Consider the following 15,568-nt stretch of genomic DNA (forward strand, 5'->3'; position numbering starts at 1 on the left):
ACGGGATGCTGTCCCTCATGCGCTACTACTTCCGCAGTTCGATGACGGTCCTGCCGATACGGATCGGCATGCCCGGCTGGAGCGGAGTGGGCGCGGTCAGGCGCTGCCGGTCCAGATAGGTGCCGTTGGTGGAGCCTAGATCCTCGACCGTCCACTGCCCAGTCTGATCCGGATAGATCCTGGCATGCCGGGAGGACGCGTAGTCGTCGTCCAGCACGATGGTGGAGTCGTGCGCGCGGCCGAGCGTGATGGTCTGGCCCTGCAGCGCCACCGTGGTGCCGGCCAGCGAGCCCTGGACCACGACGAGCTGGGTCGGGCCGCCGCGGCGGCGCCCGCCGCCGCCCTGGGTCTGGCTCGCCGCCGGGCCGGCCTGCGTCGGCGCCGCGGCCCGCGCGGCGGTCGCGGTGGCGGCGCCGCCACCGGTCGTGGCGCCCGCGCCGCGACGGGAGGACCGCGGGTTCACCTTGGTGCCGAACAGGTCGCTGCGGATGACCTGGATCGCGACGATGACGAACAGCCACAGCACGGCCAGGAAGCCCAGCCGCATGACCGTGAGGGTCAGTTCTGACATGACCGTCCCGCCAGTCGGTGAGCGAGGCGCGCGAACAATTCGGACACTACCCTTCGACCTGCCGGTAGACGATGGTGGTGGAGCCCACGACGATTCGCGAGCCGTCGCGGAGCGTAGCGCGCTGGGTGTGCTGTCCGTCCACCACGATGCCGTTGGTGGACCCCAGGTCGAGCACCATCGAAGGGGTGCCGGGGCGGATCTCGGCGTGCTTGCGGGAGACCCCGGGGTCGTCGATCCGCACGTCCGCCTCGGTCGACCGGCCGAGCACGCAGGCCGAGCCGGTGATCTGGTGCCGGGAGCCGTTGACCTCGATCCAGCGGCGCACCGCGGTGCCGCCGTGGCCGGCGCCCGGGAAGGCCCGGACGTTGCCGCCCGCGGGCGGACCCGGGGGCATCGCGGGGGGCGCGGCCGGCGGCGGGGGCGCGTTGTACTGCCCGGCGCCGGGCTGCTGCCACGGTGCGCCGGGGGCCGGAGCGGCCGGCGGGCGGTCGTACCCGGGCTGCGGCGGCGCGTACTGCTGCTGCGGGGGCTCCTCGGCGGCGAGGGTGCGGCTGCGCACCCGGTACAGCCCGGTGTCCAGGTCGTCGGCCTTCTCCAGGTTCACCTGGAGCGGGCCCATGAAGGTGTACCGCTGGGCCTCCGCGTACTCGCGGACCATGCCGGCCAGCTCGGTGCCGAGCTGCCCGGAGTAGGGGCTCAGCCGCTCGTGGTCGTGCGGGCTCAGCTCGACGATGAAGTCGTTCGGCACGACGGTGCGGTCGCGGTTCCAGATGCTCGCGTTGTTGTCGCACTCGCGCTGCAGCGCGCCGGCGATCTCCACGGGCTGGACCTCGGACTTGAACACCTTGGCGAAGGTGCCGTTGACGAGACCCTCGAGCCGCTGCTCGAACTTCTTCAGCACTCCCATGGGGCACCCCCTTCCAGGGTTCGTTCGCCTGCCTGCCGGCCGGATCCCGCCCGGGACCCGGTCGCGCCTCCTACTTGCGGTACTTCCGTACTGATCGTATCCACGCCGGGCCCTTCCGTACGGTTCCCGGACCGTGTGGTGCCCGGGGGTGGGCTCGGACACACAGGGTGACGCATTTCGGGTACGGCACGCCAGACGTCCCCGTCGGAGCACCCTTCCGGCAGTCGCGCGGATGTTCGTCGGGCATCGGTTCGGATGCCGTAGGCCTCCCCGGACAACGGATTCGGAGTAGTCCCCCAGGTCGTGCTAATGTTTTCCATGTCGGAAGGGCCGCCCGGAAGGGAGGCCGGTCCAAGGAAACGCGAAGTACCGATGGTACCGAGCGGTTCGGAAGATCGGTCGGCAATGAAGACGACACCCATGCGCGGGTGGCGGAATAGGCAGACGCGCTGGATTCAGGTTCCAGTGCCCGAAAGGGCGTGGGGGTTCAACTCCCCCCTCGCGCACAGCGAAGCCCCGCAGATCTACGGATCTGCGGGGCTTTCTCGTTCTCGGCCGGAAGGCCCGGACCCGGCCGTACCGGCTTCGGGGGCGGGCCGGATCAGCCGTGACCGGCCGGGAGCTCGGCGCGGACCTCGAAGCCGCCGTCCGCGGTCGGCCCGGCGGTGAGGGTGCCGCCCAGCAGCTGGGCGCGCTCGCGCAGGCCGACCAGGCCGTGGCCGCCGCCCGGCAGGGTCTCGGCCGGGTGCACCGGCGGGGCCTCGTTGCGGACCTCGACCCGCAGCCGGCGGCCCTTCGCCCGGACCCGCACGTGCACCTCCGCATCCGGGGCGTACTTGGTGATGTTGGTGAGCGCCTCCTGGACGGTGCGGTAGGCGGCCCGCTCCACCGCCTCCGGCCACGGGCGGTCGCCGGGGACCAGCTCGGTGTCGGCGGCCAGGCCGCTCTCCTCGATCAGCCGGGGCAGGTCGGCCAGCCGGGGCTGCGGGGCGAGCGGGGCGTCCGGCAGTCCGCCGGTGCCGCGCAGCACCCCGACCATCTGGCGCAGCTCGTCCAGGGTCCGTACCGACAGCTCGCGGATGGTCCTGGCGGCGGTCACGGCGGCCGGGTCGGGGCTGCTCACCTGGAGCGCGCCGGCCTGGATGCTGATCAGGCTGACCTGGTGCGAGACCACGTCGTGCATCTCCCGGGCCAGCCGGCCGCGCTCGCTGATCAGCACCCGCTCGGCCAGCAGCCGGCTCTCCCGCTCCTGGCCGCGGGTCAGCTCGTCCAGGCGGGCGGCCAGTTCCCGCCGGGTGCGGGCGAGCAGGCCGGTGGCGGCCGGGCCGGCCGCCAGCATCACGGCCTGGATGGCGTCCAGCGCGGTGGCCCGGCTGAGGTCGATCAGGTCCGCGGGCAGCGGCCAGTGGAAGAACTCGACCAGGGCGAACAGGATGCCGCAGGGGATCACGATCCGGGGGCGGGGGCGTTCGGCGGCCACCGAGTAGACGGCCGTTATCGGGGCCAGCCAGATCTCGTCCACCCAGCTGCCCGGCATGGTGAGCAGCAGCGCCGTCACCGGGAAGCGGCGGCGGAGGAACAGCGCGACGGCCGCCAGCGTGGACAGCGCCACCTGCCACCAGGCGGCCTCCCGGGCCACCAGCGCGGCGTCCAGCAGGGAGTACAGGACGGGCAGCAGCAGCATCAGCCAGGGCGCGGTGCACCAGGCCGGCAGCCGTCTGGACGGCAGTTGGTCGGCGGCCGTCATGCCCCGTCGCCGGGCTTGGGCCGGACCAGGCCGGCCCGGTGGGCCAGTACGGCGGCCTGGACCCGGTTGGCGGCGCCGAGCTTGCCGAGGATCGCGCTGATGTGGTCCTTGACCGTGCCGGTGCCGAGGAAGAGCCGGTCGGCGATCTCCGCGTTGGACAGGCCCTCGCCGAGCAGCGAGAGCACGTCGAGTTCCCGGCCGGTCAGGGTGCGGGCGAGCGCGGTGGCCTCGGCGTCCGGGCCGCCGCCGTCCACGTAGCCGCCGATCACGGTGCGGGTGACGGTCGGGGAGAGGATGTTGCCGCCGGCCGCGAGCACCCGGACGGCGTGCACCAGCTGGTCGGGGGCGGTGTCCTTGAGCAGGAAGCCGGCCGCGCCGGCCCGCAGCGCGGTGCCGATGTACTCGTCGGTGTCGAAGGTGGTGAGCATCGCCACGGCCGGCGGGTCGGGCAGGGCGCGCAGCCGGCGCAGCACCGAGATGCCGTCGAGGTCGGGCATCCGGATGTCGAGCAGCACCACGTGCGGGCGCAGTCGTTGGACGTGCTCCTCGGCCTGCCCGCCGGAGCAGTCGCCGACCACCTCCAGGTCGGCGGCGGAGCCGACGATCAGGCCCAGGCCGGAGCGGACCAGGATCTCGTCGTCGACGATCAGCACGCGGGTGGTGGTGATGGTGCCTCCTCGGTTCGGGCGGCCGGGTCGGGGCGGTCCGCGTGGGTCGTTTCGAGAGTAGGGGCTGCGGAGGCGGGGTGCCGAACGTCCGGGGGGTGTGCACCCCCGCCGTTCGGCGGGGGTGGGAATCCGCTACCCGGTTCACGCAATTCTCAGCTTCGGTGGTGAACCATGGAGTTGGCTGACTCTTTTCCGGCCGCTTCTCCAATCGGGCGGTCGGCCGGGGGAGGTCACCGGTCAGTCCGTCGGGCCCGAGCGGGCGCCCGGCGCCGGGCCGTTCGCGGATGCGCCCCACCATCTGATCGTTTGGAATTGAGCTGTGTCGTCCACTGTGAAGTCGGAGCCGTCCGCCGCGTCCCAAGGGCCCCGTACCGGAGACGTGCTCGACCGCTGGCGCCCGAGGGCCGCCGCGGCCTCCGTCTGGTACCTGCGGCTCATCGCGCTGCTGAACGTGGCGACGGTGCTGCTGGTGCCCTTCCGCGACCAGGTCTACGAGCACAACGAGGGTGAGTACTTCACCCCGTACCTGATGACCGCGGGCCTGGCCAGTGCGGTGCTGTCGGTGTTCCTCGCGATCGCGATGCGGCGGCGAAAGCGCGCCGCGTGGATCTTCAACACGGCGCTCGGCGGGATGTTCGCGCTGCTGTACCTGGCGGCCATGCTGGTGCCGTCCGAGCGCTTCGACACCCACCCGCTCAACTACATCTCCACCGTCCTGACCTGCCTGTTCGTGCTGGCGCTGCTGATCGGGCGCAGGGAGTTCACCTCCAAGGGGGACAGCTCCAACCCGAAGACGGCGGCGGCCACCTTCGTCGGCGGGCTGGCGTTCGGCGGCGGCGTGGGCGCGCTGCTGGTCTGGCTGACCAACGAGCTCTCCGGCGCCGGCTTCTGGGACCTGTTCCGGTACTCGGTCGGCCGGATGATCACGATCACCCCGTCCGAGCACCTGCGCTCGGTGATCGCCGCACCGACCTGGGTGAACGCCGCGATCAACGCGATGGGCGCGGTGCTCTTCCTGCTGGTGCTGTACGTGGCCTTCCGCAGCCCGCGCGGCAAGGAGCTGCTCACCGCCGAGGACGAGGCCAGGCTGCGCGGCCTGCTGGACAAGCAGGGCGAGCGGGACTCGCTCGGCTACTTCGCGCTGCGCCGGGACAAGGCGGTGATCTTCTCCCCCAGCGGCAAGGCGGCCGTCACCTACCGGGTGATCGGCGGCGTCTCGCTCGCCTCGGGCGACCCGATCGGCGACCCGGAGGCCTGGCCGGGCGCGATCGACGCCTGGCTGTCCGAGGCCCGCGAGCACGCCTGGGCGCCGGCCGTGATGGGCGCCTCCGAGGAGGCCGGGGTGATCTACGCCCGGCACGGGCTGGACGCGCTGGAGCTGGGCGACGAGGCGATCGTCGAGCTGGACGAGTTCTCGCTGGACGGCCGCGCGATGCGGGTGGTCAGGCAGGCCTACAACCGGGTCAAGCGGGCCGGGTACACGGTGCGGATCCGCCGCCACGAGTCCATCTCCGAGGCGGAGATGGCCGAGCTGGTGGCGAAGGCCGACGAGTGGCGCGACGGGGCGACCGAGCGCGGCTTCTCGATGGCGCTCGGCCGGCTCGGCGACCCGGGCGACGGCCGCTGCGTGATGCTGGAGTGCCACGACGGGGACGGCGAGCTCAAGGCGCTGCTGAGCTTCGTGCCGTGGGGCCCGGACGGGCTCTCGCTGGACCTGATGCGCCGGGCCCGGGACACCGAGAACGGCCTGATGGAGTTCATGGTCATCGAGCTGCTGCAGCGGGCCGACGAGGTCGGGCTGAAGCGGGTGTCGTTGAACTTCGCGATGTTCCGCTCCGTTTTCGAGCGCGGTTCCCGCCTCGGCGCCGGTCCGGTGCTGCGGCTGTGGCGTTCGACCCTGGGATTCTTCTCGCGCTGGTGGCAGATCGAGTCGCTGTACCGCGCCAATGCCAAGTACCGGCCGATCTGGGAACCGCGCTACCTGCTCTTCGAGAAGAGCAGTGAAATTCCCCGGATCGGCATCGCGAGCGCGCGCGCCGAGGGATTCATCGTCGCGCCGAGCCTGCCCGCCCTGTTCCGCCGCCGGCACGCCCGGGCCGCCGTGGTGGCGCCCCGGGTCCCGGTGACGGCCCGGGACGGGAAGGGGTAGCCCTCCGTCGGGGGGCGGAGGGGACCGGTCGGTCGAAATGGGGGGCCGATGGGGGTATTGCCTCCCCCCAGAGGATGACGCGGCTCCCCATCCATGCCGATGTGGCTTTGTCGGCGGGCTTCTAATGTTGGAGCGGTCGAGAGTTCGGGGATTCGGAGAAACGGTTGTGATTCACAGGACCCACGCGGGGGGCGTGCGAAAGGGGCCGCTGGCAATCGTCAGATCGGCCGCTGTCGCCGAGTGGGGAACGTTGTTCGTGACGGTCCGGGACGCGGTGGTGCGAAGGAAGTTCGCCGCCGCCCCGCTGGCCACGGTGGCGACGTTTCTGATCCTGCTGTTCAGCATCGTCCAGCACCTGCCGGGCGGCGAGCGTTTCGTCAACAACATCGGGGTGGTGCGGGCGGCGCTGCCGCTGGAGGTCTCGCTGCTGCGGACCCCGCTCTCCCTGTACGTGCCGGCGCTGGACCTTCCGGTCTGGGGGGCGCTGGCCCAGGTGTTCGTGGTCTTCGCGATCGCCGAGATCGTGCTCGGCCGGCGGATGACGCTGGTGGTCGCCTACACCTGCACCCTGGCGGGCACGCTGTTCGCCCGGGTCGGCGTGGCGATCGGCCCGCACCACCTGTTCGGCTTCCCGAAGTGGGTCGCCTACGTGCGGGACACCGGGCCCTCGGCCGCGGTGGTGGCACTGGCGATCTGCGTCGCGTTCCGCAGCCGGGCCTGGTGCACCGCCGGCCTGGTGGTCGCGGTGATGATCGGCGAGGCCGTCGTGCTGCCCAACCTGGCGGGGCTGGAGCACGTGGTCGCGGTGATCACCGCGCTGCTGATCGCCGTCTCGGTCGAGGTCTTCGGGGACTTCTGGCCGAGGGTGCTGGCCGGGGTCGGCGCCGCCACCTCGGTGGCCGCGGCCGCCTCCCGGGAGGTCGCGGTGGAGGCCCGGCGGCGCCGCTCGGCGGGGGCCGTCATCCCCTGACGGGCGTTGACCGTGCTCCGCCGGCCGCGTACGGGTCCCGTACGCGGCCGTTCGGCGTTCCGGACGGGCCCGCTGCCCCTAGGCGTGCGGGAGCGGGAGTTCGAACCAGACGACCTTGCCCACCGCCTTGCGGGCGGTGCCCCAGCGTTCGGCGAGCTTGGTGACCAGGGTGAGGCCGCGGCCGGTCTCGCCGAGCTGCTCGGCCGGTTCCAGCGAGGGCAGGTTGTGGTTGTCGTCGCTGACCTCGACCAGCAGCTTGTCCACCCGGATCAGCTGGAGCTTCACGGTGTCCCGGGCGACCCGTACGGCGTTCGTCACCAGCTCGCTGACCAGCAGTTCGGTGGTGTCGCTGAGTGCCTCCAGGTGCCAGCCGGCCAGCTGTTCGCGCACCAGCGAGCGGGCCCGGCCGACCTCGCGGTGGTCCACGGTGAGGTCCCAGGTGGCCACCTCGGACGGGGCGACCCCGTCGAAGCGGGCCACCAGCAGGGCGACGTCGTCCTTGCGGTCGTCCGAGTGCAGCCGTCGCAGCACCTCGTCGCAGGCCTGCTCGGGGCTCTGCTGCGGGTCGATCAGGTTGCCGCAGAGCGCGGCCAGGCCGGCTCCTATGTCCCCGCCCCGGACCTCGACCAGGCCGTCGGTGCAGAGCACCAGCATCGAGCCGTCCGAGACGTCGATGGTCTTGGCGACGAACGGCACCCCGCCGACGCCGATCGGCGCGCCGGCCGGGATCTCCAGTAGCTCGCCGGTGCCGTCCGGGTGCACCAGGACGGGTGGGACGTGGCCCGCGCTGGCCAGTTCGCAGGTCCGGTTGATGGGGTCGTAGACCGCGTACAGGCAGGTCGCGAGGTGGTCGTCGCCGAGCTTGTGGGCCAGGTTGTCCAGGTGGCGCAGCAGCTGGCCGGGTGGGAGGTCCAGGGCGGCGAGGGTCTGCATGGCGGTGCGGAAGCGGCCCATCGCGGCCGCCGAGTGCAGGCCGTGGCCCATCACGTCGCCGACCACCAGGGCGACCCGGCTGCCGGGCAGCTGGATCGCGTCGAACCAGTCGCCGCCGACCTCGGCCTTGGGGTCGCCGGGCAGGTAGCGGTGGGCGACCTGCACGCCGGGGATCTGCGGCGGGCGGGTCGGGATCATCGAGCGCTGCAGGGTGGTGGCGACCCGGGCCTCGGCGCGGTGCAGCCGGGCGTTGTCCAGTGACAGCGCGGCGCGGACGGCCAGTTCCTTGAGGGTCGCGGCGTCGCTCTCGTCGAAGGGGGCGCGGTCCGGCAGCCGGAGCAGCTTGAGGATGCCCAGCACGGTGCCGCGGGCGGAGAGCGGGACGACCAGCATCGACCGGCCGGTCACCACCGGCGCCAGCCGGGCGCCGCCGAGGGCGATCGCGTAGTCGACCGCGACGTCCGGGCTGACCACCGGGACCAGCACCGGCTGGTTCAGCTGCAGGGCCATCCCGGGCGGGGTGCGGCGGGGCATGCTGACCAGCGAGCCCTCGGAGAGCACGTGGTCCCAGGCGCCGCCGGTCTCGTTGTAGACCAGGGCGACCCGGCGCAGCATGGTGTCGTCGTCCGGGCGGGCGGCCGGCAGTTCGGAGTCCGAGATCAGCCCGTCCACCAGGTCCACGCAGGCGAAGTCGGCGACTCGGGGGACCAGCACCTGGCACAGCTCGTGGGCGGTGAAGCCGAGGTCCAGGGTGGTGCCGACCTTGCCGCCGACCTCGTTCAGCAGGGCCAGCTGCTCGCCGGCCTGCCCGTTGGTGAGGAAGGGGCCGAGCCGGCCGCCGGGCGGGCCCTCGCCGGCGGCGGGGGCGGGGACCGGGACGGTGGCGGGCGGGTGGCCGTCGGTGGCGGACGGCTCGACAACGGTGTGCTCGATGGCGACGGCTCCTGCGGTGGGCGGTGGCACCTCCCGGCCGGTGGCGGGGGGAGGGACGGTCGGGCCGCCGCCCGCCGCGCCGGCGACGGCGGGCACCGGCCGGACGGCGGACTGGGCGGCGGGGCGTTCGGCGGCCTCGCGCTGGACGGGCAGCGGGCCGGTCGGCCGGCGGCCGGGGGCGCCCTGCTCGGGCTGCGGCGGCGGGCCGACCCGGGCGGCGCGCTGCTGCGGCGTCGGGTAGCGGCGACCGAGACCGGCGGCCGCGTGCGCCGTACCGGTCTGCGCGTCGGCGGGCAGCACCGGCAGCACGGTGGCCGGGTCCAGCCGCAGGGCGGGCAGCCCGCCCCGCTCCAGCGCGGTCAGCAGCGCCGTGCGGTGGGCGGCGGGCAGCAGCCGGGCCAGGGGCTCGGGCACCGGCCGGCCCGCCGGGGTGAGCGCCGCGGTCAGGGTGTGGAAGCCGCCCCGGGCGCCGGGTGCGGCGGTGAAGGGGAGCAGCCGCTCGCCGAGTGCGAGCCGCGGCCCGGTGGAGCGCAGCGGGCGGGCGTCGGCGGCCAGCGCCAGCAGTCCGCCGGCCGGGCCGGGCAGCGGGTAGGCCCACCAGAGCACGTCGCGCTGGTGGTCCTCGCGGTCGGTGACGGTCAGCCGGCCGGTCCAGGGGCGGCCGTCGGCGGTCCGTTCGGCGAGGGTGTCGAAGGTGTCGCAGTGGCGGCGTACGGAGCAGCGTTCGCGCACCCGGGACTCCAGGGCGGGCAGCAGGCCGGAGGCCGGGCGGTCGTGGGTGACGTCGGCACGATGGCCGAACAGCTCCTCGGCGGCCCTCCCCCACTGTGTGATCCGGCCGGACCGGTCGACCAGGACGGGGGCCAGCCTGACCAGGGCGGCCACACCCGTCGGGTGGTCGCCCGGCGCGGTTCCGTCGCCCGCCGGCCGCGGTGTGGAGTTGGACTCGGCCACCATGGATTCGCTCTGCTCCCGCCTGGCCGCCGCGCCCGGGGGCGGCCGTATCTCCGGAGGAAGGCACGCTGTGCGGATACCAGCGAAGCACGGACCGGGCCGGGCTCGACACCGAAACGGGGAGATTCCTCAGGATCGGTTGCGTGTCGCGTGCCGCGCGCCGGTCCGCACCCCCGGTTCATCCGGACGAGGCCCGCGAACACGGCGGTAGGGTGGCAGGCCGGACCGCCCGTACGCGTGGTCCGCAGGACGGCAGCCGCCCGGACGAGACAGAGGCGAGAAGTGAGCGCGCAGAGCCCCGCCCGCTGGACGGACCCGGAGCAGCAGGCACTCGAGGAGCGGGTCGCCGCCGCCGAGCTGGCCTGGCTCAGCATGGACGTGGACGTGCAGACGCTGCGGGTCGAGATCGACAACTTCGCGCTGATCCACCACCAGCTGCTCGGGCCGCTCTATGCCCGGCTGGACGAGCTGGACGCGCTGGTCGCCGAGGCCGTGGCGGCCCGCACCGGCCGGCCGGAGGATCTGCGCCGGGCCGCCGAGGCGCGTCGGCAGGTCGAGGAACTGCCCGACCTGGACGCGCTGTTCGACTCGGTGCGGGAGCAGTCGGGCCAGGAGGGCGAGGCGGCCCCGCCGCCGCCCGCCGCGCCCGAGCGGGTGCGGCCCGGCAAGGAGGCCCAGCGGATCTACCGCGAGCTGGTCCGCCGCGCCCACCCCGACCTGACCACCGACCCGGACGAGCAGCAGCGCCGGGCCGCCTTCCTGGCCCGGGTCAACGAGGCCTACGCGTACGGGGACGCGACCGCGCTGGGCGCCCTGGCCGCGGAGTGGTCCACCGCGCCGGAGGCCGCGCCCGCAGTCGACGCCCCCGACCGCCCGGACTGGCTGCGCCGCCGGCTGGACTGGCTGACCGCCAAGATCGCCGAGACCGCCGCCGAGCAGGTCCGGCTGGAGCAGACCCCGATGGGCGAACTGCTCGCCCTCGCCCCGCAGGACCCGGACCGGCTGCTGGAGCAGCTCGCCGAGGAGCTGCTGGCCAAGGCCGCCGAACGGCAGGCCGAGCTGGAACGGCTGCTCGGCGGCCCGGCCTCCGGCGGCCACGGTGCGGTGCCGGTGGGCGACAATGGCACGCATCCCACCGAACCCCAGGAGAGCCACACGATGTTCCCGCAGATCCCCTCCTCCGACGCCGCCGCCGTGCCCGCCGACGCCGCCCTGCTGGACGTGCGCGAGCAGGACGAGTGGGACGCCGGCCACGTGGACGGCGCGCTGCACATCCCGATCGGCGAGGTGATCGCCCGCCTCGGCGAGCTGCCGGACGAGAAGCTGTACGTGCTCTGCCGGGTCGGCGGCCGCTCCGCGCAGGTCGTCCAGTACCTGGTGCAGCAGGGCCGGGACGCGGTGAACGTGGACGGCGGGATGTACGCCTGGCAGGGCGCGGGCCGTCCCATGGTGAGCAGCACCGGCCAGGAGGCCTTCGTCCTCTGACGGCTCCCCGGCGGCCCGGCCCCCGCCGCCCGCGCCGTGCGGCAGGATGGGCGCGCGAGCGCGCCGGCACCGGGCCGGCGGCGCCCGCCGACCGGGCGGGGAGGCCATGACCGAGACGACGGACCGGCCGGCTGCCGGGCGGGCCTGGTCCGGGCCCGCGCAGCTGGTCCTCGGCTTCGCCGGGGCGGTGCTGGCCGGCGGCACCGGGCTGTTCCTCGCCGCGGTGTTCCTGCACGTCGCGCCCGCCAACTCGGTGTCCCGGCAGTACCGGGACGAGGTCGACGGCGTGGTGTACCCGGAGTTCGAGCAGAACTGGAAGCTGTTCGCGCCCAACCCCCTCCAGCAGAACGTGGGCGTGGACGCCCGGGTCCGCACCGCCGGGCCCGACGGGGCCGGCCGTACCGGGGACTGGATCGGGCTGACCGCGCAGGACGTCGCCGCGATACGGGGCAACCCGGCGCCCAGCCACGTCGAGCAGAACCTGCTGCGCCGGGCCTGGGACTTCTACGACGGCACCCACAACCCGCAGGACGAGACCCCGGCCTCCCCGCGAGGCCGGCTCGCCGAGCAGTACCTCAAGCGGATCGCCCTGCAGCGGATCGGTCGGGAGACGGACGGCGGGCGGATCGTGGAGATCCAGTTCCGGTCGACCGCGGCCACCGTCCCGCCGCCGTCCTGGAGCGGCGAGTCCGCGCCGCCGGCGCCCCGGGTGCGGGAGCTGCCGTGGTGGTCGGTGTCGGACGAGGACTACCGGGGGCTGCTCGGATGAACGAGGCGACGGTGCGGGCCGACCGGGCGGACGGGGCCGTGGCGTCCGGCGGGGCGGGGCCGGCCGCCGGTGTGCCGCGGCAGGCCGGGGCGGTGCCGGAGGCACGCGGGCCGCGGGCGCCGCTGGGGCGGGCGATGGCGGCCTTCACCGGGCGGCCGCTCGGCCGGCACCAGGCCGCGGTGGTGCGGATCGGCTTCGGGCTGGTCTGGCTGGCCCACCTGCTGCGCGAGTGGCCCCACCGCCGGGTGCTGTACGGCGACCGCTCCCCCTGGTCGATGGAGCTGGCCGAGCGGCTGCTGACCGACAACGGGGCGTTCACCGTGCTGCCCTGGTTCGGCGGGCGGCTCTGGTTCGAGCTGGTCTACCACCTGGCGGTGCTGGCGGCGCTGGCCGTGCTGCTGGGCTGGCGGACCAGGGCGAGCACGGTGCTGTTCCTGGTCACCGTGCTGTCCCTGCAGAACCGGGACGTCTTCCTCGGCGACGGCGGCGACAACGTCGTCCACCTGATGGCGGTCTACCTGGTCTTCACCCGCTGCGCCGAGGTCTGGTCGCTGGACGCCCGCGGGCCCGGGCCCGGGCGGACCGGGGTGGTGCTCTGGGCGCTGCTCGGGGCCGCCCTGGCGGCCTGTCAGTTCGGCGGCTTCGCGGGCGACAGCCTGACCTGGACCGACCGGGCCTTCCCGCACCTCGGCTGGTCGCCGTTGTTCTGGGGGCTCTGGGCGGTGGCCGGGCTGTGGTGGACGCTCGGCCGGCTGCGGCCGGACGGCGAACCGCGGGCGGTGCTCGACGCGCTGGCGAACATGGTGCACAACTGCGCGATGCTGGTGATCGCCGTCGAGGTGGTGCTGATCTACGCCACGGCCGGCTGGTACAAGGTGCAGGGCTCGCGCTGGCAGGACGGCACCGCGCTGTACTACCCGCTGCACCTGGACTACTTCACCCCCTGGCCGGGGCTGTCCGCGCTGGTCGGCTCGGCGCTGCTGCCGGTCTTCCTGATCTCCTACGGCACCGTGATCCTCCAGGTGGCGTTCCCGTTCACGCTGGTCAACCGGCGGGTCAAGAACGTCCTGCTGGCCGTCATGATGCTGGAGCACGTGGGGATCGCGGTGGTGCTCGGGCTGCCGGTCTTCTCGCTCGCGATGATCGCGGCGGACGCGGTGTTCCTGCCGACCGGGGCGCTGCTGTGGGCGGCGGCGCGGCTGAGTCGGATCCGGCGGAGGTCTCCCGCCTAGGATGTCGCTATGTCCTGGTTCGCCGCACTTCGTGACACCGCGCGGACCGGGCTCACCCTGGACCGGACGCTGACCGACCCCAAGCGGGCGCTGCGCGGGGCGGTCGCGGTGGCACTGGTGCTCTTCCCGACCCTCGCGCTCGGCGGGGTCGCGCTCGCCACCTCGGCCGCGATGGGCGCGTTCATCGCCGGCTCGGCCACCTTCCAGCGCAGCTTCCGGCCCCGGGCCAGCCTCGCCGTCGCGGCCGGGGCCGGACTCGGCGTCAGCACCTTCCTCGGCTACCTGGCCGCCGGCGTCCCCGGGCTGTTCCCGGTGCTGCTCGCGGTGTGGGCCTTCGGCGCCGGGCTGGCCTGGGCGATCGGGCCCACCGCCGGGGTGGTCGCCACCAACACCGTCTCGGTGATGCTGATCGTCGTGCAGCTCCCGGTCAGCGTGGGCACCGCGCTCGGCCACGGGCTGGTCGCCGCCCTCGGCGGGGTCGTCCAGGCCACCGTCATCACCGTCTGGCCGATCGGCAGCTGGACCGCCCAGCGCGAGGCCCTCGCCGACACCTACGCCGAACTCGCCGACTACGCGAGGAGGTTGCGGCAGGACCCGACCGCGCACGTGGACCCGGAGCCGTTCATGACGGCCCGCCACGCGGCCGCCCTCACCCCCTGGCAGGACCGCCACCGGCCGCCCGAGCTGCGCGGCCTGCGCGGCATCGCCGAGCGCATCCGGCCCACCCTCGCCGCCCTCGCCGACCCCAAGGTGGGCGCCCCCGAGGAGGGGCCGGGGCGGGACCGGGCCCGGGAGGTGCTGGCGGCCGCCGCCGAGGTCATGGACGCCCTCGCCCGGGCGATCCGCACCGGCGACCCGGTCCGGCTGCCCCGCTCCGCGCCCTCGCTCACCCTGGTCGGCTCGGACGAGGGACCGCGGCTCCAGGGGGCGCCCCGGCGCTCCGCCCGGCGGCTCGGCGGGCTGCTGCGCAAGGCCGCGGACACCCTGGACCGCAACGACGAGGACACCATCACCACCCCCGTGGTCGGGGCCGGGGGAGCGCTGCACAAGCCGACCATCGCCCGGATGCTGCCGGTCGCGGCGCGGGCCGTACGGCGGCAGCTGCAGCCGCGTTCGGCGATCTTCCAGCACGCCGTCCGGCTCGCCGGGGTCGTCACCGTCGCCTACCTGCTGGCCCGGCTCGTCGGGTTCCACCACGGGTACTGGGCGCCGATGACCGCCGCGATGGTGATGCGGCCGGACTTCGCGCAGACCTACAGCCGGGGCGTCGCCCGGCTGGCCGGGACGGTGGTCGGGGTCGCGGTCTCGACGCTGGTGGTGCAGCTCACCCACCCCGGGGAGTGGGTGCTGGCCGCGCTGGCTGTGGTCTGCATCGGCGGGTCGTACCTGGCGTTCCGGACCGGGTACGCGCTCACCACCGTCGGCATCTCCACGTACGTGGTGTTCCTGCTCGGGCTGCAGGAGGGCAACCCGCTGGTGACGGCGGTCGAACGGGTCGGGCTCACACTGCTCGGCGGATCGATCGCGCTCGTCACGTACGCGCTGTTCCCGACCTGGCAGACCGCCCGGCTGGGCGAACGGCTCGCCGAGTGGCTGGCGGCGGCCGGACGGTACGCGGGGGCGGTGATCGCCTGCTACGAGAAGCCGGCGGCGCCGCGCGGGCGGGTGGTGCGGAGCGCGCTGCTGGACTCGCGGGAGGCGCGCTCGGAGCTGTACCAGGCGATGCAGCGGGCCGACGCCGAGCCGGGGCGGCACGAGTCCGGACTGGAGGGGGTGAGCCGGCGCCAGATCGACCGGGCCCGGGCGGCGGTGGGGGCCCTCGGGCGGGCGGCGGTGCTGCTGGAGGCCCACCTGCCGGCGGCGGACGCGGAGCCCGTCCCGGGGACGGCGGCGTACGCGGAGGAGCTGCGGCTGGCGACGGCGCTCGCGGCGGCGGCGATGCTGACGGGGCAGCCGGTGGAGTTCCGGGCGGTGCGGGATGCGCAGCTGTGGCTGGAGGAGGGGTTGGCGGGGGCTCCGGCGGGGGTGCAGCGGGATGTCGTGAGGGCGGGGACTCGGTTGGTGGGGCAGGCGCTTCGGGATCTGGAGCGGGCTCTGCGGGGGTCGGCTGGGGAGGGGGGCTCTCGGGAGGGGGGCTTTCGGGAGGGTGGGGGGCCGGGGGGGGGGGGGGGGGGGGGGGGGGGGGGGGGGGGGGGGGGGGGGGGGTGGGGGGCGGGGGGGGGGGGGGGGGGGCGTGGGGGGGGTGGGGGG

At 74.5% G+C, this 15,568-nt stretch carries 11 protein-coding genes and 1 tRNA gene; 7 read left to right on the plus strand and 5 right to left on the minus strand.

Annotated features, from left to right (window positions below; all coding sequences use genetic code 11):
• Positions 1-25 precede the first annotated feature (25 nt).
• Positions 26-571, minus strand: a complete 546-nt coding sequence (locus ACGF0D_RS40550; protein ID WP_392868711.1) for an FHA domain-containing protein — start codon at positions 569-571, stop codon at positions 26-28.
• 46 nt (positions 572-617) lie between these two features.
• Positions 618-1,478: an FhaA domain-containing protein gene (locus tag ACGF0D_RS40555; protein WP_392868713.1), complete on the minus strand. Its 861-nt coding sequence runs from the start codon at positions 1,476-1,478 to the stop codon at positions 618-620.
• Between the two features lie 422 nt (positions 1,479-1,900).
• On the opposite strand from ACGF0D_RS40555, the gene ACGF0D_RS40560 reads away from it, so the two are divergent.
• Positions 1,901-1,984, plus strand: a tRNA-Leu gene (locus tag ACGF0D_RS40560).
• A 95-nt stretch (positions 1,985-2,079) separates the two neighbouring features.
• Here the strand turns inward: ACGF0D_RS40560 and ACGF0D_RS40565 are convergent.
• Together ACGF0D_RS40565 and ACGF0D_RS40570 are read right to left on the minus strand one after the other, a co-directional pair.
• Positions 2,080-3,225, minus strand: coding sequence for a sensor histidine kinase (locus tag ACGF0D_RS40565; RefSeq protein WP_392868715.1), 1,146 nt, complete (start codon positions 3,223-3,225; stop codon positions 2,080-2,082).
• On the minus strand, positions 3,222-3,875 hold the full coding sequence (locus tag ACGF0D_RS40570; protein ID WP_234348583.1) for a response regulator transcription factor: 654 nt from the start codon (positions 3,873-3,875) through the stop codon (positions 3,222-3,224). The genes ACGF0D_RS40565 and ACGF0D_RS40570 overlap by 4 nt, the downstream gene beginning before the upstream one ends.
• 397 nt (positions 3,876-4,272) lie before the next feature.
• Between ACGF0D_RS40570 and ACGF0D_RS40575 the strand changes: the two genes are divergently transcribed.
• Together ACGF0D_RS40575 and ACGF0D_RS40580 are read left to right on the plus strand one after the other, a co-directional pair.
• Positions 4,273-6,042 carry a phosphatidylglycerol lysyltransferase domain-containing protein gene (locus ACGF0D_RS40575; RefSeq protein WP_392868792.1) on the plus strand — a complete coding sequence of 590 codons (1,770 nt, stop codon included), beginning with the start codon at positions 4,273-4,275 and terminating at the stop codon, positions 6,040-6,042.
• A 256-nt stretch (positions 6,043-6,298) separates the two neighbouring features.
• Positions 6,299-7,012, plus strand: a complete 714-nt coding sequence (locus ACGF0D_RS40580) for a hypothetical protein (protein WP_392868717.1) — start codon at positions 6,299-6,301, stop codon at positions 7,010-7,012.
• 78 nt (positions 7,013-7,090) lie between these two features.
• On the opposite strand, the gene ACGF0D_RS40585 is transcribed toward ACGF0D_RS40580, so the two are convergent.
• On the minus strand, positions 7,091-9,835 hold the full coding sequence (locus ACGF0D_RS40585) for a SpoIIE family protein phosphatase (protein ID WP_392868719.1): 2,745 nt from the start codon (positions 9,833-9,835) through the stop codon (positions 7,091-7,093).
• A 279-nt stretch (positions 9,836-10,114) separates the two neighbouring features.
• Here ACGF0D_RS40585 and ACGF0D_RS40590 point away from each other — a divergent pair, with 279 nt between their 5' ends.
• The 4 genes from ACGF0D_RS40590 to ACGF0D_RS40605 all read left to right on the plus strand — a co-directional run.
• Positions 10,115-11,317 (plus strand): rhodanese-like domain-containing protein, encoded by a 1,203-nt coding sequence (locus ACGF0D_RS40590; protein ID WP_392925222.1) that lies wholly within the window; start codon positions 10,115-10,117, stop codon positions 11,315-11,317.
• 106 nt (positions 11,318-11,423) lie between these two features.
• Positions 11,424-12,086 (plus strand): DUF5819 family protein, encoded by a 663-nt coding sequence (locus tag ACGF0D_RS40595; RefSeq protein ID WP_392925224.1) that lies wholly within the window; start codon positions 11,424-11,426, stop codon positions 12,084-12,086.
• Complete coding sequence (locus ACGF0D_RS40600; protein ID WP_392925226.1) at positions 12,083-13,318, plus strand: HTTM domain-containing protein; 1,236 nt, start codon at positions 12,083-12,085, stop codon at positions 13,316-13,318. The genes ACGF0D_RS40595 and ACGF0D_RS40600 overlap by 4 nt, the downstream gene beginning before the upstream one ends.
• Positions 13,319-13,327: 9 nt before the next feature.
• Positions 13,328-15,568 (plus strand): FUSC family protein (locus ACGF0D_RS40605; RefSeq protein ID WP_392925228.1); only part of this gene is annotated, 2,241 nt, incomplete at its 3' end.

This window comes from Kitasatospora sp. NPDC048298 (assembly GCF_043201465.1).
GTDB lineage: Bacteria > Actinomycetota > Actinomycetes > Streptomycetales > Streptomycetaceae > Kitasatospora.

Bases quoted from the DNA above. Each gene is read 5' to 3' on its own strand.
- ACGF0D_RS40550 (WP_392868711.1), bottom strand. From the start codon at position 571: ATGTCAGAACTGACCCTCACGGTCATGCGGCTGGGCTTCCTGGCCGTG.
- ACGF0D_RS40555 (WP_392868713.1), bottom strand. From the start codon at position 1,478: ATGGGAGTGCTGAAGAAGTTCGAGCAGCGGCTCGAGGGTCTCGTCAAC.
- ACGF0D_RS40565 (WP_392868715.1), bottom strand. From the start codon at position 3,225: ATGACGGCCGCCGACCAACTGCCGTCCAGACGGCTGCCGGCCTGGTGC.
- ACGF0D_RS40585 (WP_392868719.1), bottom strand. From the start codon at position 9,835: ATGGTGGCCGAGTCCAACTCCACACCGCGGCCGGCGGGCGACGGAACC.
- ACGF0D_RS40595 (WP_392925224.1), top strand. From the start codon at position 11,424: ATGACCGAGACGACGGACCGGCCGGCTGCCGGGCGGGCCTGGTCCGGG.
- ACGF0D_RS40600 (WP_392925226.1), top strand. From the start codon at position 12,083: ATGAACGAGGCGACGGTGCGGGCCGACCGGGCGGACGGGGCCGTGGCG.